We start from the raw sequence: 25,306 nt of genomic DNA, 5'->3' as shown, positions 1-25,306 counted from the left end.
TCGAACATGCATTTGAAAATTCAGTGCTTAAGACCAATTCTGCACTTAGACATACTCAATCTTTCTCCCGATACATGAGGTAATCAATCAACTCTACATCTTCTCCCTCGATATCTTTCACCAGTGAGTCGAACGCTCTGTTGGTGGCACTCGATGGATACTTAAAGGCTATTCCTCCAAGCTTATTGATAGATTTTATCAATGCAACATCTAACTCACCCTGCCCGATCAGTGTGGCTGCACTACCAATTGCCTCATAAAACGAAGCGGCTGTCGATCCCCCTCTAAATCCATTAATTTCACTACCTATCTCCCGGATTAAAGGGAAGGCACCAAGTACTGAGAGACCTACCTCTTTACCCACATAGGCAGCCGGTGATTCGTCGTCATCCCCATCGGGCCATGCACCACGCATGAGACCTACCAAGATCGCTTCTACAGCAAAGAGCAGCATCATGTCAGTAACATACCGGGCTATTTCAGTAGGATTCCTGAAATCCGTTTTCCCAAACAACTCCATGGCCACATTACCCTTTGCAAAGAAATAGGAGCCTAGTGCTGTCCAGATCTTCACAAATTCAGCCTGTCGTATGGTTGGACTGAGACTACCCCGCTCGATCGGGGTTCGATCGGACCACACCCCAGAGGCCTGAGATCGAGCCACAGCTCGGTCGGCTGCGTTTATCAAATCCGCTTGATTATCCGTATCCTGTTTCGCAGCTTCATATGCCCCCAACCAGGTAATGGTATCGACATACCGCTGAACATAGACAATACCCGCAAAGTAGGACTTTCTGACCACAGGCGGGATAAAGGAGGGCTTGTTGGGATCTCCGTGCAGTGTCCTGAGGGTATCGTGAATATCCTTATTGAAGGTCTTCCCTCGATTCTGCATGAATGGGGATAGTGCCTGTACTTCCTTAATCACCTTCACTGGATGACCAGATAGTGCCATCAATCCCTTAAGGGTGTTTCGGTACCCGATTACTGGCATGGTCTGCAGCAGGCCTAGTGGCTGCATCAATATAGTGCCGACGTTCCAGGCGATAACTGATACTGAGAAACCAGAACGGATGCCACGCAAAACCCTGGAAAGGATATCACCAGGCATCAACTCACCGGCTGCCGTGTCCTTGATCCAGACATCCAGAGCCGTAATCAGCTCTTGATTGCCGGTCTCTACAGCTGCATTTCTTACAGCACTACTGGCAATGATGGATTGGGCCTGATTGACCGCCTCAGTGAGGTGAATTCTCCTCAGAACATCATGAACATGCTGATGCCAGACCATCATATCCAGGCGGACAGGATTACCTCCAGAGCCCACACGCTCCTTTGTCATGCCATCCTTGGTATGAGCATGCGCTGACCGCCCGCTAGTCATAGCCTTGGACATCTCATTGTATTCGCTTTCCTGTATCTTCAGCGAGGCCTTGCGATCGTACATCAAGGGGTAGTAGCCACCCTTATAGATTCCGTGCTTGGTCAGTAAGGGCATAGGCTCTACTGAAGGAGGAGCTACACCATTTTGCCTCCGTTCTAGAGCAAATAGCGCAGGCTTATATTGCTCAATGTTGTCCCAGACGGCCTGGATGAAATCCATATCCTTTTTATCCAGTGAGTCGATGACCTTAGCCATCAGGGCTTCTGAGTAGGGTTTTGCACCATCGATGAGGCTGTCGTGAACGGCCTCTCGGCTGGATTCATTGCCGTAATTCAACACCAGTGAGATCCGCTCCCACTTTGAAAGAGGAATCCCTTCAAGATCATCTTTCTTGTTCATTTTCCGCATTTCACTGTCCTTGTAGTAGCGGTGATAGATCTCATCCATTTCTTCACCGGCCTTTTCCTCAGCAGGCATGAGATTCTGTGTGATAGCGTCGTCTATGGGGCGCTTAATCAACTGATACATCAGCCCATCTTTGTACCCATCCAGCCTCCTTAAGACAGAATCTGCATGAAGCAAGACATTCGCGCCATACTCGTAGGCCGCCTTTTTGGCCTTTCCTTTTATGGTGCCACTCTCCCCCTGTTTCGGCCCTTTGACGGCGTTTTGTCGTATTGATTCACCTGCAGCATCCGCTTTCAGCGAAAACTCACCTCTCGCTTCCTCAGCCATTTTTCGACCAACATAGCGCAAGTGCCTGGCCATGGTGTCGATACCCTCCAGTTCCTCGATGGTCATTTCAGACCACTCCCGGAGGCTGACACTCCCCAGTATGCCTTTACTGTCCGCATCCAGGATCTTGATCAGGTTCTGATCGTAGAGAGAAACGCTAATACCCTGTTCCTGATCGAATTGGTTTTTAGCCCAATTCGCCAGCTCCCTAAGCTTTCTGATGGCATCCTGCTCTTCCCCGTGTGATCTTTGAAAATCATAGGCTGATACCAGTAGTTTCAAATAATGGATGTAATCCTTGTGGACCTGTTTGGGATCATATTTCTTGGTCTGGATGGTCCGTAGGTGTTTTCTGATCCGCTCAGCTTTAGCCTTCGTCTCAGACACTTCCTTATACAGATAGTGATTAATGATCTGCTGGACTTTGGCATCCAGTTGATCCTGAGGATCTGTAGCGGTCACAGCCTTCTTAGCAGCTCGAATCTCAGCGTAGTAGTATTTCCCTGGTTTTAATTCCTGTACGGTCATCTGAGAAACGATTTGACGAACGTGGGCTTTCAGATAATCCCGATCAATCTGGCGTTTTGCAGGTGATTTCTTGTTTAAGGCCTTGATCTCATCTAGTAGAAGCTTGGCCTGCTCCTCATTATGGACCGCCTGGCGGATCTCCTCCTCGATTGAGCCATCATTCAGAATATCGCCATATTTACCAATCATCCGCAATTCTGCTGCTGTGTCGGCGGCCTGATGCAGCGAGGGTGTGGACAGGATCGTTTCCAGCATTGCCTTTGTCGTGGCGAATCCATAGGCCTGGGCGTACTCATCCGGATTGACACCACCCTTTTTTGATTTCTTGAGGAGCCCTGCAGGAACTCCGTTCATGATATCTTTCACAAGATCGTAGTCCATCGGTGATTTCTTCAGGTTCTCCATGAGTTGATAGATAGGCTCTTTTGAAAGTCTCTCTTTCTCCTCTTCAATGATCGGGGCCTTTTCCGTTGCCCACTCCTTCGATCTTCGCTTTGTAAGCTCAGTTAGAAGCTTCTCATCGAGGGTTTGAGTCGCTTTATCCCTGGCCTTGGCCTGACGTTTTTGATAGGCCTCCCATTCCTTATCACTCATTCCAGCCTGTTCTTTCGAACGGAAGAACTGGTCATAGGCGGGATTGGCATAGGCCCGTTCTATTTCCTCCTCAGTGGCCAATAGTCGATCCATGTACTGACGTATGTCGTCATTGAGTTCGACATCAATGGATTTGATACTCTGGTAAATACTGATTAACCACCGACGGAAAGTAGCAAAAGCCTCACTGAGCTTAATCGAGGGAGCCTTACCTTCTCTCAGATAGGCCTCAAAACCCCTGGCAAATTTCTCGTGATGCTGTTTTTCAATCTGATCGAAAGATTCAATCTCTAACCAGTTGAATAGAGCCTGTTGGTCATCTGGTGCCCCATAGATTTTGGACATTTTCGCTTCAGTTTCCAAAAACAGATGCCCGGCTTCGTGAAGAAAGGTTGAAAGATTGGAATGCTCAGTGAGTTTTATGATGCTTTGCACATCAGTGAAAGCGATTGTTCCACCCTCCAAGGCATTATTCTTCAGACCTCCATCTTCTCCAGACTGCTTAAATGCCTTATCTACCTGACCTAGGCCCTGACCTTCTTTCAAGCTATTCAGGTGGGTCACAACAGCCTCTTTCTCACCCATTCCAGAGTCAATCAGCGCCTGAATAGCAGTTATGTCCTGCTCATCAACACCAATATCAGAATTACGAATACAGTCAGCAAAACTCATGGATACCATCTCCTATGTGATTCTATAAACGGTATAAAAGGGAAATATGATCAGAGAAGTGCATCCTTGCCCTCGATATGAATGTGAATCTCATTACCATCCTTCTCCTTATCAAATGCCTGGACAGCCCTGTGTTTTCCTAGAAGTTCTTTCAGCTTGGTTCGATCAGCGAGCCTGACCTCTTTTACCTGTACGATTTCGCTTTGTTCGTTATTGTCTCGAACTTGAATCGCCTCTACCTTCAGGCTTGCGACTAATCCACGGCGGAAAACAGGTGGCCATTCCTTCACGGGTTTCAGGTTGCCGTTTTCCTTAAAAAGATCGGCTAAATCTGCTTCAACATCATCTCTGAGCACCTCCAGGAGGTAATCTGCATCAACCATGATCCGTTCCTGCTGTGCCTTGACCTGCTCTGAGATTGCCGCCTGAATGTTTAGTTTTGTTAATAGCTGAGATGCTTGTGATCTGGCTGATTTCTCACTGTACCCGGCCTCAATCGCTGCTTTTGTGGCGTTGAAATTGTGTTTCAGAAGCTCAAGAACAAACTGCTGCTGTTGCGGTTTAAGCTGATCGAATGCGCTAGGTTGCTGAACCAGACCTCTACTTTCATCTACTTGAGATACATACTCTTTTTGTGTCATTTCAATAACTCCAAATATTCGATATCAATGTATATGGGAATTGCTCTGCATGACCGCCAGATAGTAAGCATCCTTCAGTCGTTGGCCTTCTGTGCAATACCGCCCTGCTCTCGCGTAGCAACAATTGGTTCGTTTGGCTTCACCAGATAAGTGGTTGTAGAAGGCATTGGCTAAAATCCGGATTTCATTCCCTGCTCTCAGCACACCGATTAGAGCAGATTTGTGGTGACGGATAAGCTGACGGGCATCGTCTGTGATTGCAGATTTCGGGGTCGCCCAGATCGATTCACCGTCGATTTCCAGGGTGATTCCTAGTCCGGCGAGCTGCGTAATAACCTCATTTACTTGCCTATCACTCATCACTAAAAACTCTCCGAATTCTCCCGAAGGGGCTCATTTTTCTCGAAGGCTCTCATACTATTTGTGTGAGACCCTTCAGGGTTTTTGAGCCCCTTCGGAGGTAATGACCATGACCACTTACCATTCATCCCATCCTTGTTGGCCTCAATTCCGAGTAGTTTTTTTGCCCTTTTGACGGTTGCCCATGAGTGTCCCGCCTGGTCAACATCTTTTCGAATCTGCTTCGATTGAACTGGCCCGTCCTTGAGTAAGGTGGTCAAGAATTCGATGGCATCATTCATGGCTGATTTATGTTCTGAATCGTCAGTCGTTTCTGTTTCGGCAAGCATCTCCCTTGCAGTGCCATCAATGGCTTCACCCCAAAGCAACTGGCTGGTACTGACACCGGGGAAATTGGGTAACTCCACTTGCTCCAGGTCATAATAGAATCCTCCATGATCTGCCCCGATATTGGATTTCGCTCGCATAAATACCCGCTTTTCATCTTCCGGGTTCTTTGCAGCCACCATGACCAATCGAGCTAATGCCCCAAAGGCCAGTGAACCCGTAACCCGATCGAGCGGATCTCTACCTGCAGTTCCTTTTGTGAAATGTGTGATTCCGATAAGAGCACACCGGATTGATTGAGCCAGATCGACTAATGGCTGGAGAGATCGCCGAGTCTCCGCGTTCTTGTGGCTGTCACCTGAGGTAGCCGATACGATGGGGTCAACAATCATCAACTTGATCGGAACTCTCATCGCCTCAAGCTGCTTTCTGAGATGCGGTACGTCGTGAGCAGGGTCAAATGGACGGCTGTCGCCTTCCTTATGAACAGAGGTTACGAAATGAATCCGGCTAAGATCAGCACCACATGCGTGTAATCGTGGAATCAGGGTATCTTGCGGGTCGTCTTCCCCAGACCAGATCAAGACATGCCCCTTTTCTGCTTTGGTGCCATCTGGCCATCTACCGCCTATGGTGATCGATGCCGCAAGAGCGAGGCATAGGGTTGTCTTTCCTGTTCCAGGCACTCCCGCTACGATGTGCATTTTCCCTGCAGCCAACCACCCATCCCAAAGCCACTGAATGGGCTCAGGTGTAAGGCTGTCGCCCTGAATCAGCTTCACAGAGAGGCTATTCTCAGTATCCTTTACCTTTACATCATCAATCGATCTCGTGGTCTTAAACGAGGCCTTAACCGCCTCTAAGCCTCTATGCTGGTGAAGATCGTTGAAGTCTGTCGCACACTCAGGCCGGTTCTCACCGAAATCAGGTACAACGACAACACCGCCAACCGCTTTGGCGGCTTCAGTTGCTTTTGTGATCCCGGGATTCCCTTCGGTGTTTACATCATCATCAGCGCATAGAATCAATTTAATGTTGGGCAGTTTCTTTCTGAGAGCCTCTGCCACAGGTTTCAAATTGCCGCTGTTGAAGGCGACTGCTACCGCTTTCCCTGTCGTCTCATGAATGCTTGCCCCAGTAGCGAAACCCTCGGCTATACACAATGCACCGTTTGGTTTTCCGATCGGGTAGTAACAACCTTTTACTCGACCACCAGATAGGAATTTCTTGCTGCCATTGGGATCGATAGTCTGAATTGAATGGAGAGTACCTTTTGCATCACGCATTGGTACCAGCAAATTATATCCATCCGACCTCAGACCGTGACCAGATACACCTTTATTTAACAGGTACTTATGAGCCCCGGTTTCGGGCTTTGCATTCGTCCATTTCTCTTCAGCATTCTGCCTAGCTTGGGCCTTACGTTTTTGATCTTCAGCCGCTCTCTTCTCTCGAATTCTCTCCATCCGTTGGGCATACTCCCGCTTTTCCTCAGGGCTAAACGCTTGTCCGGTATCAGCTCGCCAATCTTGGGAAATGCCTGTTCGCCAACAACCAAAGTGACCGGCAGGAATACCATCACCGTGTAATATGTAGTATCCAGCCGAATCAGAAGGTCTGCCATTAGACGAAAATCGATGAAGTTCACCATCAGCAATGAGATTCTCTGGCGGTTCAATACCAGTTTCTCTCATAGCTGATTCAAATTGATTGAGATAGTCACTCATCGAGATCCACCATTGAATTCTTGTTTCAAACCAATGGCGGCCAGTTTTAAATCATGATTCTCAGCCTTGAGTCGTTCGTTTTCTAAAACGAGCCGATCTATCTCTAGTGATGCACAAAAATCAAAAGAACCTGATTCACTGTTAATAAGTACAAAAAACATGCTGTACATCATGACACCTCACGCATGAGGTACCGGATCGATTCGATTGCCCGACCAACCTGGTGATATGACCAGCATTGTCTACAAAGAGAATGATTAACTCTGGTAGGGGTGAACCTGCTACCGCAAACAATGCAATGACAAAAGGTAGTTTTGGCTTCTGGGATGGGAGTTGTGCTATATTTCTCTTTGAGATTAATGCGCTCACTTGCCCCAGATACCCCGGCGCTGCCCACGCCGGGAGGGGTATTCCTCTTACTCATTAGAATTACCCCTTAAGCTGCTTGATCTGTGCTGGTATTTTGATCCTTTATAGTTCGCTTTCCCTGATTATTATTCTCTTTTTCTCCAGAAATGTTGCGAACAAGATTCAGGATATCGCCAACGCGCCAAGCACTGACTCTTCCTCCTAGCTTTATAGGTTTGGGGTATTTGCCGTCTTGAATGCCTTTGAACCAACCGGATTTACTGATTGGATACAGTCTCAGTACATCCTTGATTCTGATTAGGGCGTCTTCTGGAAGGGTGGCCAGATCTTTAGATTGCTGCATTTGTCGTTCTCCACTGAAAACTCATATGGTCCAGTGGAGAACATAACAATGGAATATTGGCTATGTCAGTCCCATTAATTCACTATTTTATGGGACTCTTGATAGTGCTTCTTCAATTTTTTTCTTGCTAATTCTTTTCCTAGCTAGCGTAATCCGTCTTTCTATTTCCTTTGTATTTTCAATAGCTTTATCACCATCATAAAGATACACCCCTTCCATTTTTGCTAATTTTTTAAGCAAATCATCACGATCCATTTCTTGTTTCGTGCAAATACTATAAACCATTAAAAGGTGATAGTATCTACTGTAATTCCACTTCTCACGCCTACCCCTTTTGCCTTTCCTAAGACCTTGAATCTTCTTAAGCATCTGGAATGTTAGATCATCATCAGTTGAAAAATGATCTATTACACTGCTATACAGTTTTTCTTTAAATCCAGGGATTATTAATGAGTAACCCAATAGCTCATTTAAAGTTCTATCTGCCCATTCACTTAAAAGCTTATTACGCTCCTCTGTAGTAAGTGGCCTCGGATTTTTCATTGTTTCACTAAGCGCTGTGACTACTGGTGCTTTTTTTTCGTTCATTTAACATCCCTCGTTAATGAATTGGCTTTAGCACCACTACGCAGCCCATCTAAATAGTCCGCCCATGCCTGCATCATTTTGACTCGCTCGGGTAAATGTTGGGCGTAATTGTAAGAGGCTCGCACTAAATCTCTTTCTGTGTGGGCCAATTGCCTTTCAATAGCGTCCATATGCCACCCTTGCTCATTCAGAATTGTTGACGCCATGGATCGGAAGCCATGGCCGGTCATTTCGTTTTTTGTATAACCCAAGCGGCGAAGGGCTGCATTCACTGTATTCTCTGACATTGGTCGTTTCGGGCTTCTAATACCAGGAAAGACATACTGACCGTTACCTGTTAGAGGCTTGATATCATTCAAGACGGCAATTGCCTGGGTGGAAAGCGGCACAATGTGAACCGTCTTCATCTTCATTTTCTCTGCTGGGATGCGCCACTCCTCTTTATCTAGGTCAATTTCCGTCCATTCCGCATGCCGGAGTTCACCTGGCCGAACAAATGTCAGCGGAGCCAACTGGAGAGCACACCGGGTCACAAATGAGCCCTGATATCCATCGATCGCTCTGAGCAGTCCGCCTATCTGTTTAGGATCAGTGATACTGGGATGGTGTTTCTTCTTTACAGGAGGGAGAGCGCCTTTTAAGTCTGCTGCAGAATCGCGCTCCGCTCGATGGGTAGCAATTGCATATCTGAAAATCTGGCTGCAACTCTGGTGTATGCGGTGAGCAGTCTCGATTGCACCCCGGCTTTTAACTCGATTCAAGACTGTGAGTAATATAGGAGGGGTAATATCGCCGATAGGTTTTGAGCCGATCCAGGGGAAAACATCATTCTCAAGCCGGAGCATAATCCGGGAAGAATGGGACTCAGACCAATTGGGAGTACGTTCAGTCCACCATTCTCGGGCTACCGCTTCAAAACTGTTATCTGAATTACGTGTCGCCTTCTCTGCCTTTCGCGCTTCACTGGGATCAATTCCAGACGCGAGGAGCTTTCTGGCCCCATCTCGTTTATCCCTGGCGGATTTCAGTGTCGTATCAGGATAAACGCCCAAAGCAAGCAGCTTTTCCTTGCCGTGAAACCGGTACTTGAGACGCCAATATTTGGACCCATTTGGATTGACCAATAAGAACAACCCACCACCATCAAATAGCTTGTGAGACTTGTCTTTTGGCTTGGTATTTCTGACCGCTGTATCCGTTAGTGTCATACCCACTCCTGCTGGGGGTACCGCGATCATGACATTTACCGAGTACCCCTAGAAATACCCCCTGGAAGCTCTGGATGTGGGGGTACGATATTGGACCATATAGGACTAAGTATACAATGAAACTCAGTAACTATAAGGGGTTATGGACTATATTGGACTTAGCGGGAGTGTTATATGGTGGGTCGTGCAGGAATCGAACCTGCGACCACCTGATTAAAAGTCAGATGCTCTACCGACTGAGCTAACGACCCGAAATTTGGAACGCGCAATACTACCCTAGAATCAGCTCCGAGTGAAGCCCCATTTCAAAACAATTTCAGCTTTATGGCTGTGTGCCCTATTCCATCAAATCCACAGACTCTCCGCGGGCCCGCATATCAGCAGCCCTGGCCTGCACATAGCGTTGAAAATTGGCCTGTTTCAGGTAGCTGCCACTCAATACATAATCCAGTATGGCGTGGGTGTGGAAAGACCTTAGATAGGCCTCTGATCGGAAGATCTCTTCACCCTTTGAGTCGAACAGCACCATACTGGGGGTATATTGAATCCCCAACTGCTCTGCCCATTTGGTGGATTCCACTGTTTTTCCTGCCGGGGTAATCAGCTGTTCGGATGACCAGACATCCACCACAGCGACATCAAACTCCTGCAGGGTTTTGCTCAACTCCGGTCTTTTCAGGATATCCTGGTGGAGTTCGTCACAGGGTGGACACTGTTTCATCTCCATCAACACCAACAGGGGCCTCTCCCCACGGCGGGCCGATGCCCTCAGATCAAGTGGTGGTTGCAGATAGTCCGCCTGTCGGTGCAATTTGCCACTGGCAGCCACCGGTTGATGCGCTTTCAGATAGTCTCTGTAGGACTGCCTCTTCTCTTGATGCCTGGCCACATAGTCGAGGGCCTGCTCAAATTTATGGGGAGGATAGTAGCCATTGAGTCTCAATACCGGCCTACCCTGCTCATCGAGGAACAAAAGGGTTGGGGTATATTTGACATTCAGGGATTCAGCCAAAGCCTTTTCAGTCGTCTCGCTGCCATCGATTCCAGTGACGCTGCGATCACCCCACATATTGATACCAATCAGCTGAAAACCTGCCCTGGTCTTGTCCACAATCTTTTTAATGGTGAAATTCTCATTCAGCAGCTTGGCGCAGTAGGGACATCCATCCTGGTGAAAGTAGAGTATGATCCGTTTTCCCTCTTCGGCTGCCTCCTCAACGTCATCCCCCAGATCGAGGAATGAGTTTTTGAACCAGGACGGCTTCTCATGAAACCCCGGATTGACCATACCCGCTTCCAATCCGGACCCATTGTCTGCCGCCTGGGATGGGCTCAGTGAAAACAGCATCATTGTGATAACAAATGTTCTTAACATTGATAGCCACTCAATCAATTGTAAACTAACCTATTCAAACTCAGACAATCCCGGACTGAATTCCTCTCATCGATTCAGCCACTCCAACTGCATTTACCTCGAATTATTTGAGGCGATTTTGCACCCTGGGATTGCACTTTTGTGGTGACATTTTTTTGTCTCTTCTCAAATTCAAGCAAAATTCCAGACGATCGAAATGCGTCGCCATTTTGACGCCACTCCATATTAAGATATTTATCTTATTGTTTTTATTGCATTTATTTATTTTGGCACGTTATTCGCAGAATAAAACTCGAATTTCAGAAGTTTTGTGAGCAATACAATGACCGGTATCCACAGCATACATCATGACCGCTTCACTCCCACTGACGGCCCCATCCTCGGTCGTTTAGCCGACGTCGTCAATGATGACGGTACCCTCGGCCTGATCATGGAGCTGAGCGGGAAACTGCAGACCACCCTCGAAGTGGATACCCTGATTGAACTGTTCGCACAGGTGATGGGTAACCAGGCACTCTACGACAGCCTCGACTACCGCGCACCAACCAGCGGAATGGCGTTGCACTTTGGCCAGGATGAGCAGAGAAACAAACTCGGCTACAACCTGAAAGTGCTGGATACCGATCTCGGTCAGATCGTCGTGAGTCGTAACAAGCGCTACAACAAATCTGAAATCGCAAAGGTTGAGAATTTTCTCGCCGCCCTACTCTATCCCCTGCGTAATGCGCTGCTCTATCAAACTGCAATCGAAAGTGCGTTTCTCGACTCCCTCACAGGCATTAAGAACCGCACCGCCTTCGACTCCAACTTCAATCGGGAAATCGAACTCAATCGACGTAAAAACAGCGAACTCTCCTTAGTCGTCATGGATATCGATTTCTTCAAGCGAATTAATGATCAATATGGTCATGCGGTGGGTGATCTGGTGTTGAAGCAGGTTGCGAAGGGGGTAGAAGAAACCATCCGCAGCAGTGACGCACTCTATCGCTATGGGGGCGAAGAGTTCGTGGTGGTGCTTAACGGTACTGATCAACTTGGCGCCAGACTGTTGGCTGAAAGAATCCGGGAAAACATCGAAAGCCTGCGTATTGAATCCTTGAAGAATCTGCAGGTCACCCTGAGTCTGGGTGTCAGCATGATGAATGAAGGTGACACCGCTGAAACACTCTTCAAGCGTGCCGACGAGGCGCTCTATGTTGCCAAAAACCAGGGTCGCAATCAGGTCGTGATGAGCGAATAAGAGCGCTAGGGCCTGCTATCAGCCGCGTAGTTGCAGAGTCCGCTCAGATGACAAGCGTTGCAACGGGGCTGTTTACAACAGACTGATTTGGCATGTATCACGATCAGGGCATGAAACTCGTTATAGTAAGACGCTTCTCCGACCAGCGCCTGTTCAATGGTCTGGCGTAACGCCTCATAGGGCACATAACCATCTACCCAACCAATCCGGCCAAGCAGTCTGCGGGTATAAGCATCGATAACAAATACCGGCCGATGAAAGGCATAGAGCAGGATGTCATCCGCTGTTTCCGGACCAATGCCGGTCACACCAAGCAACTGTTCACGCAGCTGAGGATCATCCAGTCTGTGTAATGCCGGGTTGTCCAGCAGCAAACCGCAGAGATTCTGCACACGCTCAGCCTTCAGATTGTAGTAACCGGATGGCCGGATGGCTTGGGCAAGTGATTCGCGAGGCATGGTGATCAACGCTTGGGGATTGAGCTCACTCAGGCTTTTTAAATTATGGATCGCCTTTTCGACATTGGTCCAGGCCGTGTTCTGAGTCAGTACCGCACCGAGCATAACTTCAAAAGGGCTGTCTGCCGGCCACCAGTTCTGTGCACCGTAGTGTGCGAAGAGTTTCTCAAACAGCTCTTCCAGACGAGCCTTGAGTGATCTCAACGAGAGCGTCCACCAGAGGATTTTTTACCCTTCCATGGACTGTTCTTGGGGACAGGTTTTGTCTGTCGGGAAGCTTGACGAGTATTGCTTCGTTTAGTGCTTTGGCGGGGCTTTGAACCTTTTGGCGGGTAGTCCTTGCCTTTTGCTTTGGGTCTGCTTTTCGAACGTTCGGTTTTTACCCCGGATACATTGGCCAGTTCTTCGATCTCTTTCTCTTTGAGGAAGCGCCAGCGACCGACCTTGAGTGCGCTTTCGAGTATCACACTGCCATAGCGTACCCGCTTGAGCCGACTGACCTGACAGCCAACCGCCTCCCACATGCGCCGAACCTCCCGTTGTCGTCCCTCCATGATGACAACGTGAAACCAGCGGTTGAATCCCTCACCACCAGACTCAACAATCTCTTCAAAACGGGCCGGACCATCATCCAGCTCGACACCATGGGTCAGTTGGTGGAGTTGCTCTTCGGTGACTTCACCCATCACCCGTACGGCATACTCACGTTCCACCTGCTGACTCGGGTGCATCAGTTGATTGGCCAGCTCGCCATCCGTGGTCAGTAACAGCAGGCCAGAGGTATTGATATCCAGCCGACCTACCGGAATCCATCGCCCACGCTCCAGCCTGGGCAAGCGTTGAAAAACCGTACGACGGTTCTCCGGATCATTACGGGTGACCAGCTCCCCCTCCGGTTTGTTGTAGACCAGCACTTCACGCTCCGGTGCTTCAAGCTTGCGCTTGGAAACCGGTCGACCATCCACCCGGATGCTGTCCTCCGGCAGGACCCGGAGCCCCAGTTCAGCCAACTTGCCGTTGACTTCCACCCGGCCTGCAGCGATCCAGCCTTCGATTTCGCGCCGTGAACCCAGACCGGCGTTGGCCAGTACTTTCTGCAGGCGGTCTCCGACAGGCTGTTTGTCCCTACTCATCGATCTCGGTCTTCAATGGGGTTTGCTCCTCATCGGACAGTGCCACACTGGGTGATTCTGCCTCAGGGTTTGCAGTAGTCAGTCGCTTCTCAGAGCGCTCCAATGATTCCGGTTCTGCTTCATCCTGATGATCTGAGATATCATCATCTGTAGCCGGCACTTCAGCTGTATCGAGCTCAGCAGTCGAATCTGTTTCAGCTTCGAATGATTGGCTGTCAGCTTCACCATCTGTCTCTGCCTCAGCTTCCGATTCACTGACAGATTCCACCGCTGGTTCTGCTGAGGCAGATTCTGTCTCAAACTCATCATCCGCATCTTGTCGGGTCTGGGTATTCTCAACAGAATCGACCGACTGTTGCGTCGCTTCGCTCTGCTCGCCATCCACCTTATCCGGGTCCTGTAACTCCAGCTCCCGATTGATCGAGTCGAGATCGCGGATCTCCGCCAGGGTCGGCAGCTCATTCAGACTCTTCAGATTAAAATAGTCTAGAAACTCTTTGGTGGTGGCGTACAGTGCCGGCTTACCCGGCACATCCCGGTGCCCCACCACCCGTACCCACTCCCGTTCCGTCAGGGTCTTGATGATGTTGGTACTCACGGAGACACCACGGATATCTTCGATCTCACCACGGGTAATCGGTTGGCGGTAGGCAATCAGCGCCAGGGTTTCCAACAGGGCTCTGGAGTATTTTGGTGGACGCTCGGCCCAGAGCTTGGAAACCCAGGGGGAAAACTCTGCACGCACCTGGATACGAAAACCGTTGCCAACCTCGGTAACCTCGATGCCTCGCCCCTGGTAGTCCTCGGTAATTTCGGCCAGAACCTCTCTGAGGCTCTTTTTCTCCGGCTGCTCAGATTCAGTGAAGAGTCCGATCAGTTCGTCCAGGCTCAAAGGTTTGCCGGCAGCCAGCAGTGCGGCCTCTACGATCTGTTTCAGTCTGTTCTGTTCAGTCATCTTATGAAATCTTCGCTTTGACATGAATCGGAGCAAAGGCTTCTGCCTGCACCAACTCGATCAGCGATCCTTTTATCAGTTCCAACACCGCCAGGAAAGTCACCACCACGCCCAATCGGCCCTCGGTGATATTAAACAGTTCGGTGAAGCTGACAAACTGCTGACCATCAATACTCTGCAGTACGTGCGACATCTTCTCACGCACCGACAACGGCTCTTTCTCAACCCGATGGCTGCTGAACATATCAGCGCGATGCATGACATCGGCAAGCGCCAGCATGATCTCGCGCAACGCCACATCGGGCTCAGTGACTTCAACATGACGTTCAACCAGCTCCGCATGCCCCTGGAAGGTATCCCGGGTCATGTGCTCGAGACCATCCAGATCCTCGGCGGCCTGCTTATAGCGCTCATACTCCTGCAGACGGCGGATCAGCTCGGCTCTGGGATCATCCACATCCTCATCCTCGCTGACAGGTCGTGGCAGTAACATGCGGGATTTGATCTCCGCCAGCATGGCAGCCATGACCAGATACTCAGCCGCCAGTTCAAGCCGCATCTCGTTCATCATATCGATGTAGCTGACATACTGGTCGGTGATCTCGGAAATCGGGATGTCGAGGATATCCAGATTCTGACGTCTGATCAGATAGAGCAATAGATCCAACGGCCCCTCGAAGGCATCCAGAAACACCTCCAGAGCATCCGGCGGAATATAGAGGTCGGTGGGCGGAGTGGCCAAAGGCTCGCCCATCACCATGGCAAATGGCATCTCCTCCTGCTCCGGATGGTGGTGGGGATGATTTTCAGTTGGTTCCATGGCTGACTATTATCTACAGTTGAATGGTTGGATTCCGGGGGTATTATCCCAGAATCTGCAATGACATGGCCTCACGGACTTCCCGCATGGTCTCCCGGGCCACCGCTCTGGCCTTCTCGGAGCCCGCTTCGATGATACGCTTAACCTGCTCAGGTTGCGCCTCCAATTCGGCTGCCCTGGCCTGTATCGGCTTGAGTTCATCCAATACCGCTTCAATCACCGGGGCTTTGCACTCGAGACAACCGATTCCGGCGCTTGTACAGCCCGCTTGCACCCACTCCCGGGTCTTCAAATCCGAGTAGACCTCATGAAACTGCCAGACAGGACACTTCTGTGGATCGCCCGGATCGGTTCTGCGCACCCGATTGGTATCGGTAGGCATCCGTTTCAGCTTATTTTCCACCTGCTCGGGGGTCTCCCGCAGGGAGATGGTATTGGCGTAGGACTTGGACATCTTCTGTCCATCGAGCCCCGGCATTTTCGAGGCCTTGGTCAGCAACGGCTGAGGTTCAGCCAGAATCACCCGACCGCTACCCTCCAGATAGCCCAGCAGGCGCTCTCGCTCCTCCATGCTGATATTCTGTTGTGCACCCAGCAGTTCCTGCCCTTTTAGCAGTGCTTCTGCATCGCCCTGTTCCTGGTAGGCCTTTCTCAGTTGGGCATACTGTTTGGCGGCCTTTTTACCCATCTTCTTACGCGCGGCTTCCGCCTCCTCTTCGTAGTTGGCACCACGTCCATAGATGTGGTTGAAACGGCGCGCCACTTCACGGGTCAGCTCCACATGGGCAACCTGATCCTCTCCCACCGGCACCTGGGCCGCCCGATAGATCAGAATATCCGCCGATTGCAACAGCGGGTAGCCGAGAAAACCGTAGGTCGCCAGATCCTTCTCTTTCAGCTTCTCCTGCTGATCCTTATAACTGGGGACCCGTTCCAGCCACCCCAGAGGGGTAATCATGGAGAGCAGCAGATGCAACTCGGCATGTTCCGGCACCAGGGATTGTACGAACAGGGTTGCGGAGTCACTGTCCACACCCGCCGCAAGCCAGTCGATCACCATGTCCCAGATGCTGTTTGGAATCACACTCGGATCATCGTAATGGGTTGTCAGCGCATGCCAGTCAGCCACAAAAAAGTAGCAGTCGTACGCTTCTTGCAGGGTAACCCAGTTCTTTAACACCCCATGATAGTGACCAAGATGCAACTGTCCTGTGGGACGCATGCCGGAGAGCACCCGGTTTGCACTTAACGGCTGATTCAAATCTAACTCCTTGCGGGACTGAGAATGACAGGAATAAGTTGTGTGACCAGATCCGATGCCGGCAGGATCTTGATCGTCAGGCCGACCAGCGGCCAGAGCAGAAAACCGAGGATACCGGTAACCAGCATTATCAATACGATGAACAGACCATAGGCCTCAAGCCGGGAGAAGATCTGAGCCTGTTTGGGGGGCAACAGGGAGTAGACAACCCGCCCCCCATCCAGCGGGGGAATCGGCATCAGATTCAGGGCCATCAGTACGGCATTGATCAACACACCTGCCACTCCCATCAGCATCAACGGCACACCCAGCCATTCAAAATGCTGTAGCGAGAGGGCCCCGGCGTAGACCATCATGGCCCAGATCAGCGCCATCAATAGATTGGCGCCCGGACCGGCCAGCGCCACCAGACCCATATCCCGTTTCGGTTGACGCAGATTGTTCCAGTTGACCGGCACCGGCTTTGCCCAACCGAACATGAAGCCGGTCAGCAGATAGGCTCCCAATGGAACCAGAATGGTACCCACCGGATCGATATGCTTGATAGGATTGAGGGTTACCCGCCCCAGCATCTCCGCGGTCTTGTCACCCAGCCGCTTGGCCATCCAGCCGTGTGCCGCTTCGTGCACCGTGATGGCAAATATCATCGGCAACACAAAGATTGCCAGTTTTTGAATCAGACTTAAGCCTTCCATCGAAAAATTATACCTCGAACAGGGATGTGTCGCCTTTCCCGGCGCGCACAACCTCAGGTTGATGGTCGGTCATCACCACCACCGTGGTGGCTTCATAGCCGCAATAGCCACCATCGATGATCAGATCCACCTGGTGATCCAGCAGATCGCGCATTTCATAGGGATCGGTCAACGGCATCTCCTCACCGGGCAGGATCAGGGTGGTGCTCATGATCGGTTCACCCAGCTCCTGCAGCAGTGCCCGAACAATCTCATTGTCAGGCACCCGAATACCGATGGTTTTACGCTTTGGGTGCATCAGCCGCCGGGGAACCTGTTTGGTCGCCTTATGGATGAAGGTATAGGGCCCAGGGGTCAGATTTTTCAGCAAACGGTAGTCCTGGTTATCGATTTTGGCGTAGTGTGAGATCTCAGTCAGATCCTGGCAGACCAGGGTGAAGTTGTGGGCGTCATCCACCTTACGGATACGCCGGATGCGTTCCATCGCCCCCTTGTCGCCGATATGACAACCCAGCGCATAGCTGGAATCGGTTGGGTAGATCACCAGGCCGCCTTCCTGAATGATGCTGACCGCCTGCCGGATCAGTCGGACCTGGGGGTTTTCCGGATGGATCTGAAAAAACTGCGCCATGATAGTTCCCGATCAGCCCAGCTGGCTCCGCACTTCGGTCTGCCCAGTCAGATTCCAATTCTGCCACACCGGCTTACAACCCTCCGGCAACCTGGGCAATCGACCCAGCTCGATCCAGGGATTCTCCGGGCAGTGAAAATCGGATCCGGCAGAGGCCATCAGATCAAAATCCTTGGCATGCTTTGCCATGTTGATGTAGTCATCGCGGCTATGGCTGCCGGATACCACTTCCAGGGCATCACCCTGTAAAGCGACAAAAGTCTTCAACAGCTGGCGCAATTTGCTGCGGGTCATCCTGTAGCGGGCCGGATGGGCGATCACAGCCTGCCCGCCAGCTCCATGAATCCAACCTACCGCCTCTTCCAGGCTGGCCCACTCACCTGGCACATGCCCAGGCTTGCCGCTAACCAGAAAGCGCTTGAAGACCTTGCGTTCGTCCTCAACGCGGCCGGATCGGACCAGAAACCGTGCAAAATGGGTGCGACTCACCAGACTCCCTTCCGCCAGGGCCCGCGCACCCTCATAGGCGCCGGAAATCCCCGCCTTATGGAGTCTACTGCCGATCTCAACAGCTCGCCACTCACGGAATTCCCGAAGCCGTTGCAGTCCATCATTGAGCTTGGGATCGTGGGGATCGACATTCAGGCCGACCAGATGCACGGTCTGCCGATTCCAGCTGACCGACACCTCAACCCCGGGAATCAGAACCAAACCACAACTCTGTGCGGCCTCACTGGCCTCATCAATTCCTGCTGTGGTGTCGTGATCGGTCAGGGCCAGTACTTCGACCCCTGCCTCAGCGGCACGCTGCACCAAAGCCCGGGGTGAAAGGGTTCCATCGGAGGCGGTTGAGTGGCTGTGTAGGTCGTATACGCAAAACATGGGGGCGGATTGTACCCATTGTCCTGCGCTACGGATACAAAAATCGCCAGTTCAGGAATTTCCATCAATTTGCCTCGACCCGGCGCAGATAAAACATCCTGCAGAGTTACGCCACATCTCACAGACGATACTCCAGCAGCCTGATACAATGACGTCCATGTTATTCGATAACCTCTCCATCAACACGATCAGCAGCCGCTTTGATGAACTCGCCAATGAGCTCATCAAATCGGAGCGCATGCGGGAATCGGTCGATCCTGAGCGCTCTCCCAGCGCACTGCGCGAAACCATGTTCCGACTGATCGATATCCTGCAGCTGGTTGACCAGCCGAAAGAGAACGAATCGGACAATACCCTGTCTGAAGACGAACTGAATGAACTGGGAGACTATGGGATCAATCTGTTGATGGATTTCTCCGCACTGGCGACGGAGCTGGAACTCAATAAAGAGAGCCGGGAGTTTGAGGATCTCGCCCTGCCCCTGGCGCTGTGGCTGGGCAGACATCTGGGTCACATCAAAACCCTGGAGCCGATCGTCAATGCACTGGCCAGGCTTGCCAACACCTATCAGGATAACGCCGAATTGGAACAACTTTATGAGGTTGTCCAGGAGTTGTTGAATACGGTTTCACCTGAACTGAAAACCAGAAAAAAACAGGAATCAACTTCAGAACCATGGCGTATCCTGCTGATTAATCAAGCCATTATTGCAACCCGAAGCCACCGCCCAGGACTTATCGAACGGGCCTATGAGATACTCGTTGAGTACATACCGGATGAGGCCCCGGCATTTTTCAAGGAGGGCATGAGCCAGATGGACGCCCTGAATTACCCACAACAGGTACGCGAAGTCGTTGAAAAGTATTACAATCTCTGGAGTTCACCCAGAACCTTACATTAAATCGATATACAATCCCTGACCGAACCTTTGCCATCCTGAATTTACCCACTGATTCCTTATGAAACTGCTTGCCGACTTTTTCCCAGTCATCCTGTTCTTTGTCGCCTACAAACTCTACGGCATCTATATCGCCACCGGGGTTGCGATTGCCGCCTCTGTGATTCAGGTCGGCTACGGCTGGCTGCGCAAAGGGCATGTGGAACGGATGCATCTGATCACCCTGGCGATCCTGGTGGTGTTTGGCGGGCTGACCATCCTGCTGCAGGACCGGACCTTCATCATGTGGAAGCCATCCGTCATCAACTGGCTGTTCGGCCTGGTGTTTATCGGCAGCATGTTGATCGGTAAAAAGCCCCTGGTACAGCGCATGATGGAGAGTGCCATCGATGTTCCGGATCCCATTTGGAAACGGCTCAACCTGGCCTGGGGGGTGTTCTTCATCATATTGGGTTTCCTGAACCTCTATGTGGCGAACGACTTTTTCGTCGCTGAGCGTCAATTGATGGAACTGAGTGGATTGCAACAAATCGACTTCGATAGCTGTCACACACAGTTTCAAGGCATTGAATTACAGATGTGTCATGATGCCCACTCCCTGGAAGAGAGCTGGGTGAACTTCAAACTGTTTGGCATGATGGGGCTGACCCTGGGCTTTGTGATTCTACAAGCCTTCTATCTGGCACGCCATTTGCGCGAACCTGAACCTGAAACCGAGGAGAATTGAGTGCTCTACGCGATCATCGCTGAAGACCGGGAAGACAGTCTGGAACAGCGTCTGAAAATTCGTCCGGATCATGTACAAAGACTGCAACAGTTACAGAACGAGGGAAGACTCGTGCTGGCAGGCCCCCACCCTTCGGTGGATGCGGAAGATCCAGGCCCGGCCGGATTTACCGGCAGCCTGATCGTTGCTGAATTCGACAGCCTGGAGAGCGCCAAGTCCTGGGCGGATGAGGACCCCTATATAAAATCTGGAGTCTATGCACGGGTAACCGTAAAACCCTTTAAGAAAGTGTTACCAAACTAGACTCCTACAACTCGCTAAAAAAACTTAATCACCACAAGGTAAGATCAATGATGAACAAACAGATCATTCTGGCTGCACTGTGCAGCGCTGGACTTATGAGCGGCTGTAATCAGTCCACGGAGCAGACAACAGCGGTTGCCACCAACGACAGCCAGCGCTCAGCCACTCTGCCAGCTAAGACAGAAACCGATGCTGCGGATATGGACGTCAACACCCTGTTGACGGTGAATGGCAAGCCGGTCACCCGGGCCATGTACAGCCTCTACTTCCAGGATCGGATGCGTGGTGTGCCCGATGCCAAGACCTCGGCGGAAATGCAGATGGGCGTACTCAATGAGCTGGCCAACATTCTGATCGTCTCTCAGGCAGCGGAAAAGGCCGGCCTGGCTGAACGCGAGGATGTTTCGGCTTCTCTTGAATTGCTGAAAGCCAAGTTGCTGACCCAGGTTGCAATCCAGGAGCACGCCACCAAACATCAGCCTTCAGACGAAGAGATTCAGCAGATCTATGACGCCGAGTATGCCAGTCAGTCGAATACCGAGTATAAGGCGAGACACATCCTGGTGAAGCAGGAAGAGGAAGCCAAGAACCTGATCACCGAGCTGGATGGTGGCAGTGATTTCGCCGAACTGGCCAAGCAGCACTCAACCGGACCTACCGGCAAAGATGGCGGTGACCTGGGCTGGTTCGATGCCGCACAGATGGTCGAACCTTTCGCTCAGGCGCTAACTGAAATGGAAAAGGGCAAATACTCCTCAGCACCGGTACAGACCCAATTCGGCTGGCATGTCATCCTATTGGAGGAGAGCCGCCAGAGCCCGGCGCCCACCCTGGAGAGTGTCAAGGGTAAAATCCAAACCGCCCTGCAGCAGAAGGCCCTTACCGACTATATGCAGGGACTGCGTGATTCCAGCAAACTGGTATTCAATGAGAAGAATGCCAAGCAGGCACCTGATGCCCAACAGGATGCTTCAATGGCTTCATCAAAGCAGTCTGAGGGCGCCGCTGAGGCGACCGCTGAAAAAGAGAGTGGTGATGCCGCTGCTCCGGCAGAACAGAAGTAGATCCCTCTGAACCATCATCCCCGACCTGACGGCCGGGGATGAGGTTTCCCACAACAGACTACTCCTCCTCAGGCTCCTTGCCGGTCTTACCGATGTTGGAAATTGGGACTACCTTGGTCTGTGGGGGTTCATCGACAAAATAGGGGCGCTCCTGAGCGGTGCGGCCACCTTCATCGGCAAGCTCTTTCTCCCGTGCGGTGATCAACCCTAGACAGTAACGAATATCCTGGATCGTCTTCTCAGACAACGGGTGTTTGAGGCTCTTCGACTCCGGGGTGACTTCACGCACAATGGTGGTGAGCAGTTTCCGCATCACCATCATGATCTCCCGTTCCTGATTCGATTGTTCATTCATAAGACATACCACTAAAACTTTTGATTCTTGAGAAACCTCTGATCAATTCCCTTCCTGTCAAGCCTACGAATACCGGATTGGAGGAAAATCGAGCAGATGGATTCAATACATTTCGTAAAACTAACACGTGGGAGCAGCCAATAAAACGCCCGAGCAGAGACGTTATTCGGCCTGATTCAATAAGGCTTCCAAGGCCGCTTCATTGAGTACGGTGACCCCCAGCTTTTCTGCCTTGGTCAGTTTGGAGCCTGCCGCTTCACCGGCCAACAGATAATCGGTCTTGCTCGAGACACTGCCGGTGACTTTCGCCCCATGGGCCAGCAGGGTCTGTTTGAACTCATCCCTGGGCCGGCTCAGGGTACCGGTGATAACGACTGTTTTGCCCACCAGGGATGAAGCCGCAGTCTCGACCCGGGCAACCTCCGGCCACTCGATTCCCGCCTGCAACAGCTCATCGATGACGACCCGGTTATGCGATTGACGAAAGAAGGAGACGATGTGTGCGGCCACGATCGGCCCCACATCGGGGGTCTCCTGCAGTGACTCCTCATCAGCCTCCTCGATTGCTTTGAGGGTCAGAAACTGTTGCGCCAGGGCTTGTGCTGTAGCCTCCCCCACTTCTCTGATACCCAGTCCATAGAGAAACCGGTTGAGGGTGGTCTGCTTGCTTTTGCTCAGGGCATCGAGCAGATTTTGCGCCGATTTCTCCGCCATCCGCTCAAGTCCACTGAGCTGTTCCAGGGTAAGCGCATAGAGATCCGCCGGGGTAGAGATCATCTCCAGCTCCACCAGCTGTTCGACCAGTTTATCGCCCAGCCCTTCGATATCCATCGCTTTGCGTGAGGCAAAATGTTTGATTGCCTCCTTGCGCTGCGCCGGGCAGAACAGACCGCCGGAACAGCGGGCCACCGCCTCACCTTCCGCGATAACCACCTCGGAATCGCAAACCGGACAACGCTCCGGCAGATCCACTGACTGACTGGAGGCCGAACGCTTTTCCAGTATCACACTGACCACTTCAGGGATCACGTCACCGGCCCTGCGCACCACCACCGTATCCCCTACCCTCACATCCTTGCGCCGTACCTCGTCCATATTGTGCAGGGTGGCATTGCTAACCGTGACACCGCCGACAAACACAGGCTGCAGCCGGGCTACCGGTGTGACGGCTCCGGTTCTGCCCACTTGAAACTCTATCGCCTCCACCTGGGTCAGCTCTTCCTGGGCCGGAAACTTGTAAGCCACGGCCCAACGGGGGGCACGGGAGACAAAACCCAACTGCGCTTGCAGCGCCAGATCATCGACTTTGAATACCACCCCGTCGATGTCATAAGGGAGATCATCACGCTCAGTTTCAAGTTGCCGGTAATAATCGATACAACCCTGGATGCCATCCGTCACCGCCATCAGCGGAGAGGTTGGAATGCCAAAGGATCTCAATGCGTTGATCCGATCACTGAGATTCAGTTCGGTATGCTCCGGTGAGACTTCACCAAAGCCGTAGGCGAGAAAGGTCAATGGCCTCTGAGCCGTAATTCGGGGATCAAGTTGTCGCAGCGATCCGGCGGCCGCATTGCGTGGATTCACGAAGCTTCTCTCATCGGCCTTGCGAGCCCGCTCATTGAGGCTTTCAAAACCGGCTTTCGGCATAAACACTTCGCCCCGCACCTCAAGCACATCGGGCCACTGCTCACCCAGGAGCTTCAGCGGAATTGCTTTGATGGTGCGCACATTACTGGTGACATCCTCACCCCGATTGCCATCCCCCCGGGTTGCTCCCATGACCAGACTTCCCTGTTCATAGCGCAGACTTACGGCCAGGCCATCAAGCTTGGGTTCTGCCAGATAGTTGATCTGTTCGGACTCAGCCAGTTTCAAACGATCCTTGATGCGACGCTCAAAATCCCTCATCTCTTTATCATCAAACGCATTGTCGAGGGAGAGCATTGGCACTTGATGTACCACCTCATCAAATCCCGACAAGGGCTTGTCACCAACTCTCTGGGTGGGTGAGTTTGGACTGATCAGCTCCGGATACTCCGCCTCAAGAGACTGCAGTTCCCGCATCAGCCGGTCGTACTCCGCATCGGGAATCAGGGGGTCGTCGTAGACGTAGTAGCGTCGGTTGTGATCGTTGATCTGCTGACGCAATGCCTCGATCCGGGAGAGGATCTCCTGGCTGGGATTCAACCTTTACTCCTGGCCAGCTGAACCAGTCGACGATGCTCGATGATCTGGCCGCGCAGGTGTTCGATGGTCTGCTTGCTCAGGGCGCTGTGAGTATCATCCTGCAGCTCACCGTCCAGAAGGGCCGCCAGGCGTTCGGCGGTAAACAGCAGGTCGGAGAAGACCGCCATACTGTCGCCCGGCACCGGAAGCTGGGTAAACAGGGTCAGCCCGGGGGTGGTGAACTGCTCCACATCCTCGCTAGGAAAAGTACCGGGCTCGACCATGCTCGCCAGATTGAATTGGGGGGTCTGCCGGCTGTCACCACTGAGCCGGTGATAGATCGAGAGACTGCCTAAAACCATGCCGGTCTCGCTCATTGCTTTCTGAATATCCAGACCGTTGAAGGGGGCATTTCTGGCTTTCAGATTGATCTGGATGATCAGCTTCGGCACGTCCACCGGCGACTCTTCCTGAGCACTGAATCCGAACAGCTCCTGCTGCTCCGGAGTCTCAAAGCTGTCGTCGGTGCGCATCTCGAGATCCGAGCTGATCTCATCATCGGCACGCATGGGTTCAGAATCGGGAAACTCTTCATTGAGCTGTTCCGTATCCTCTTCCTCCCACTGGGCCCAGGTATCCTCTTCCTGATGATGGAGATTCTCCGAGTGCTCCATCGTCACCTCGTCAGCGATGGCATTCTCTTCTGTGGGCGATGCGATTTCAGGCTCTTTGAACTCTGGCACAACCCGACGTCGTGCCTGGGACATTTCCCGCTTTCGACGTCCGGTCTCATAGAAGTAGATTGCGGCCAGAAATACCAGCCCAAGCAGTAGCAGAACGATGCGCAGGGTTGTGGCATCCATG

24 protein-coding genes, 1 tRNA gene and 1 pseudogene are annotated in these 25,306 nt (G+C 51.6%); 5 read left to right on the top strand and 21 right to left on the bottom strand.

Translation table 11 applies throughout. The features are described 5' to 3' along the window. Positions 1-55: 55 nt before the first annotated feature. The 10 genes from A3193_RS06380 to A3193_RS06340 form a co-directional block, all read right to left on the bottom strand. The gene (locus tag A3193_RS06380; protein WP_069014343.1) at positions 56-3,913 is read right to left on the bottom strand and encodes a hypothetical protein; all 3,858 of its coding nucleotides are present in this window, start codon (positions 3,911-3,913) and stop codon (positions 56-58) included. 50 nt (positions 3,914-3,963) lie between these two features. Then, positions 3,964-4,554, bottom strand: a complete 591-nt coding sequence (locus A3193_RS06375; RefSeq protein WP_069014342.1) for a terminase small subunit — start codon at positions 4,552-4,554, stop codon at positions 3,964-3,966. A 24-nt stretch (positions 4,555-4,578) separates the two neighbouring features. Beyond that, a complete protein-coding gene (locus A3193_RS06370; RefSeq protein WP_069014341.1) occupies positions 4,579-4,914 on the bottom strand; it encodes a TubC N-terminal docking domain-related protein in 336 nt (111 codons plus the stop codon). 2 nt (positions 4,915-4,916) lie between these two features. Continuing rightward, complete coding sequence (locus A3193_RS20625) at positions 4,917-6,968, bottom strand: AAA family ATPase (RefSeq protein WP_069014340.1); 2,052 nt, start codon at positions 6,966-6,968, stop codon at positions 4,917-4,919. Next, complete coding sequence (locus A3193_RS20530) at positions 6,965-7,129, bottom strand: hypothetical protein (protein ID WP_155523029.1); 165 nt, start codon at positions 7,127-7,129, stop codon at positions 6,965-6,967. Before A3193_RS20530 ends, A3193_RS20625 begins: the two co-directional genes overlap by 4 nt. Before the next feature lie 275 nt (positions 7,130-7,404). Further along, the gene (locus A3193_RS06360) at positions 7,405-7,680 is read right to left on the bottom strand and encodes a helix-turn-helix transcriptional regulator (protein ID WP_069014339.1); all 276 of its coding nucleotides are present in this window, start codon (positions 7,678-7,680) and stop codon (positions 7,405-7,407) included. Positions 7,681-7,767: 87 nt separating this feature from the next. Next, the gene (locus A3193_RS06355) at positions 7,768-8,268 is read right to left on the bottom strand and encodes a hypothetical protein (protein WP_069014338.1); all 501 of its coding nucleotides are present in this window, start codon (positions 8,266-8,268) and stop codon (positions 7,768-7,770) included. Further along, complete coding sequence (locus tag A3193_RS06350; protein ID WP_069014337.1) at positions 8,265-9,476, bottom strand: tyrosine-type recombinase/integrase; 1,212 nt, start codon at positions 9,474-9,476, stop codon at positions 8,265-8,267. The genes A3193_RS06355 and A3193_RS06350 overlap by 4 nt, the downstream gene beginning before the upstream one ends. 175 nt (positions 9,477-9,651) lie before the next feature. Continuing rightward, positions 9,652-9,727, bottom strand: a tRNA-Lys gene (locus A3193_RS06345). An 86-nt stretch (positions 9,728-9,813) separates the two neighbouring features. Beyond that, positions 9,814-10,851 carry a thioredoxin family protein gene (locus A3193_RS06340; protein WP_069014336.1) on the bottom strand — a complete coding sequence of 346 codons (1,038 nt, stop codon included), beginning with the start codon at positions 10,849-10,851 and terminating at the stop codon, positions 9,814-9,816. 310 nt (positions 10,852-11,161) lie between these two features. Between A3193_RS06340 and A3193_RS06335 the strand changes: the two genes are divergently transcribed. Further along, on the top strand, positions 11,162-12,091 hold the full coding sequence (locus A3193_RS06335) for a GGDEF domain-containing protein (protein WP_235614912.1): 930 nt from the start codon (positions 11,162-11,164) through the stop codon (positions 12,089-12,091). A gap of 5 nt (positions 12,092-12,096) precedes the next feature. Here the strand turns inward: A3193_RS06335 and A3193_RS06330 are convergent, their stop codons facing one another. The 8 genes and pseudogenes from A3193_RS06330 to A3193_RS06295 all read right to left on the bottom strand — a co-directional run bounded on the left by A3193_RS06330 (position 12,097) and on the right by A3193_RS06295 (position 18,926). Beyond that, positions 12,097-12,753 (bottom strand): endonuclease III domain-containing protein, encoded by a 657-nt coding sequence (locus A3193_RS06330; RefSeq protein ID WP_069005685.1) that lies wholly within the window; start codon positions 12,751-12,753, stop codon positions 12,097-12,099. Next, a complete protein-coding gene (gene rluB, locus A3193_RS06325; protein WP_069005686.1) occupies positions 12,750-13,682 on the bottom strand; it encodes a 23S rRNA pseudouridine(2605) synthase RluB in 933 nt (310 codons plus the stop codon). Before rluB ends, A3193_RS06330 begins: the two co-directional genes overlap by 4 nt. Positions 13,683-14,078: 396 nt before the next feature. Next, positions 14,079-14,637: pseudogene (gene scpB, locus A3193_RS21150) on the bottom strand (SMC-Scp complex subunit ScpB); the annotation flags it as partial. A 1-nt stretch (position 14,638) separates the two neighbouring features. Continuing rightward, positions 14,639-15,457, bottom strand: a complete 819-nt coding sequence (locus A3193_RS06315) for a segregation and condensation protein A (protein ID WP_069005688.1) — start codon at positions 15,455-15,457, stop codon at positions 14,639-14,641. 43 nt (positions 15,458-15,500) lie between these two features. Continuing rightward, entirely contained in the window at positions 15,501-16,718 is a 1,218-nt protein-coding gene (locus A3193_RS06310; RefSeq protein WP_071932422.1) for a tryptophan--tRNA ligase, read from the bottom strand. A 2-nt stretch (positions 16,719-16,720) separates the two neighbouring features. Further along, positions 16,721-17,413, bottom strand: a complete 693-nt coding sequence (locus A3193_RS06305) for a site-2 protease family protein (protein ID WP_069005689.1) — start codon at positions 17,411-17,413, stop codon at positions 16,721-16,723. A gap of 7 nt (positions 17,414-17,420) precedes the next feature. Beyond that, entirely contained in the window at positions 17,421-18,044 is a 624-nt protein-coding gene (locus A3193_RS06300; protein ID WP_069005690.1) for an L-threonylcarbamoyladenylate synthase, read from the bottom strand. Positions 18,045-18,056: 12 nt separating this feature from the next. Further along, positions 18,057-18,926 carry a PHP domain-containing protein gene (locus A3193_RS06295; RefSeq protein WP_069005691.1) on the bottom strand — a complete coding sequence of 290 codons (870 nt, stop codon included), beginning with the start codon at positions 18,924-18,926 and terminating at the stop codon, positions 18,057-18,059. A 148-nt stretch (positions 18,927-19,074) separates the two neighbouring features. Between A3193_RS06295 and A3193_RS06290 the strand changes: the two genes are divergently transcribed. The 4 genes from A3193_RS06290 to A3193_RS06275 are packed head-to-tail and all read left to right on the top strand — an operon-like array spanning position 19,075 to position 21,918. Further along, positions 19,075-19,827, top strand: a complete 753-nt coding sequence (locus A3193_RS06290) for a hypothetical protein (RefSeq protein WP_141694594.1) — start codon at positions 19,075-19,077, stop codon at positions 19,825-19,827. Positions 19,828-19,885: 58 nt separating this feature from the next. Beyond that, positions 19,886-20,551 (top strand): septation protein A, encoded by a 666-nt coding sequence (locus tag A3193_RS06285; RefSeq protein ID WP_069005693.1) that lies wholly within the window; start codon positions 19,886-19,888, stop codon positions 20,549-20,551. Next, on the top strand, positions 20,552-20,854 hold the full coding sequence (locus tag A3193_RS06280) for a YciI family protein (RefSeq protein ID WP_069005694.1): 303 nt from the start codon (positions 20,552-20,554) through the stop codon (positions 20,852-20,854). It abuts the gene before it with no gap. 47 nt (positions 20,855-20,901) lie between these two features. Then, positions 20,902-21,918, top strand: a complete 1,017-nt coding sequence (locus tag A3193_RS06275) for a peptidylprolyl isomerase (RefSeq protein WP_069005695.1) — start codon at positions 20,902-20,904, stop codon at positions 21,916-21,918. Positions 21,919-21,976: 58 nt separating this feature from the next. Here A3193_RS06275 and A3193_RS06270 read toward each other — a convergent pair whose 3' ends face one another. The 3 genes from A3193_RS06270 to zipA all read right to left on the bottom strand — a co-directional run bounded on the left by A3193_RS06270 (position 21,977) and on the right by zipA (position 25,305). Beyond that, positions 21,977-22,273, bottom strand: a complete 297-nt coding sequence (locus A3193_RS06270) for a segregation and condensation protein A (RefSeq protein WP_069005696.1) — start codon at positions 22,271-22,273, stop codon at positions 21,977-21,979. 162 nt (positions 22,274-22,435) lie between these two features. After that, a complete protein-coding gene (gene ligA, locus A3193_RS06265; RefSeq protein WP_069014335.1) occupies positions 22,436-24,463 on the bottom strand; it encodes an NAD-dependent DNA ligase LigA in 2,028 nt (675 codons plus the stop codon). Beyond that, positions 24,460-25,305 (bottom strand): cell division protein ZipA, encoded by an 846-nt coding sequence (gene zipA / locus A3193_RS06260; RefSeq protein ID WP_069014334.1) that lies wholly within the window; start codon positions 25,303-25,305, stop codon positions 24,460-24,462. Before zipA ends, ligA begins: the two co-directional genes overlap by 4 nt. Position 25,306: the final 1 nt, after the last annotated feature.

Source organism: Candidatus Thiodiazotropha endoloripes, assembly GCF_001708965.1.
Classification (GTDB): Bacteria; Pseudomonadota; Gammaproteobacteria; order Chromatiales; family Chromatiaceae; genus Thiodiazotropha; species Thiodiazotropha endoloripes.
Note: the sequence above shows the minus strand (reverse complement) of the source record. Positions and strands in the feature narration are given on the sequence as shown.

What these genes read in the sequence shown, in the direction of transcription:
- A3193_RS06380 (WP_069014343.1), bottom strand. Translation starts at nt 3,913, where the DNA reads ATGAGTTTTGCTGACTGTATTCGTAATTCTGATATTGGTGTTGATGAG.
- A3193_RS06375 (WP_069014342.1), bottom strand. Translation starts at nt 4,554, where the DNA reads ATGACACAAAAAGAGTATGTATCTCAAGTAGATGAAAGTAGAGGTCTG.
- A3193_RS06370 (WP_069014341.1), bottom strand. Translation starts at nt 4,914, where the DNA reads ATGAGTGATAGGCAAGTAAATGAGGTTATTACGCAGCTCGCCGGACTA.
- A3193_RS20625 (WP_069014340.1), bottom strand. Translation starts at nt 6,968, where the DNA reads ATGAGTGACTATCTCAATCAATTTGAATCAGCTATGAGAGAAACTGGT.
- A3193_RS20530 (WP_155523029.1), bottom strand. Translation starts at nt 7,129, where the DNA reads ATGTTTTTTGTACTTATTAACAGTGAATCAGGTTCTTTTGATTTTTGT.
- A3193_RS06360 (WP_069014339.1), bottom strand. Translation starts at nt 7,680, where the DNA reads ATGCAGCAATCTAAAGATCTGGCCACCCTTCCAGAAGACGCCCTAATC.
- A3193_RS06355 (WP_069014338.1), bottom strand. Translation starts at nt 8,268, where the DNA reads ATGAACGAAAAAAAAGCACCAGTAGTCACAGCGCTTAGTGAAACAATG.
- A3193_RS06350 (WP_069014337.1), bottom strand. Translation starts at nt 9,476, where the DNA reads ATGACACTAACGGATACAGCGGTCAGAAATACCAAGCCAAAAGACAAG.
- A3193_RS06340 (WP_069014336.1), bottom strand. Translation starts at nt 10,851, where the DNA reads ATGTTAAGAACATTTGTTATCACAATGATGCTGTTTTCACTGAGCCCA.
- rluB (WP_069005686.1), bottom strand. Translation starts at nt 13,682, where the DNA reads ATGAGTAGGGACAAACAGCCTGTCGGAGACCGCCTGCAGAAAGTACTG.
- A3193_RS06315 (WP_069005688.1), bottom strand. Translation starts at nt 15,457, where the DNA reads ATGGAACCAACTGAAAATCATCCCCACCACCATCCGGAGCAGGAGGAG.
- A3193_RS06305 (WP_069005689.1), bottom strand. Translation starts at nt 17,413, where the DNA reads ATGGAAGGCTTAAGTCTGATTCAAAAACTGGCAATCTTTGTGTTGCCG.
- A3193_RS06300 (WP_069005690.1), bottom strand. Translation starts at nt 18,044, where the DNA reads ATGGCGCAGTTTTTTCAGATCCATCCGGAAAACCCCCAGGTCCGACTG.
- A3193_RS06295 (WP_069005691.1), bottom strand. Translation starts at nt 18,926, where the DNA reads ATGTTTTGCGTATACGACCTACACAGCCACTCAACCGCCTCCGATGGA.
- A3193_RS06290 (WP_141694594.1), top strand. Translation starts at nt 19,075, where the DNA reads ATGACGTCCATGTTATTCGATAACCTCTCCATCAACACGATCAGCAGC.
- A3193_RS06285 (WP_069005693.1), top strand. Translation starts at nt 19,886, where the DNA reads ATGAAACTGCTTGCCGACTTTTTCCCAGTCATCCTGTTCTTTGTCGCC.
- A3193_RS06275 (WP_069005695.1), top strand. Translation starts at nt 20,902, where the DNA reads ATGATGAACAAACAGATCATTCTGGCTGCACTGTGCAGCGCTGGACTT.
- A3193_RS06270 (WP_069005696.1), bottom strand. Translation starts at nt 22,273, where the DNA reads ATGAATGAACAATCGAATCAGGAACGGGAGATCATGATGGTGATGCGG.
- zipA (WP_069014334.1), bottom strand. Translation starts at nt 25,305, where the DNA reads ATGGATGCCACAACCCTGCGCATCGTTCTGCTACTGCTTGGGCTGGTA.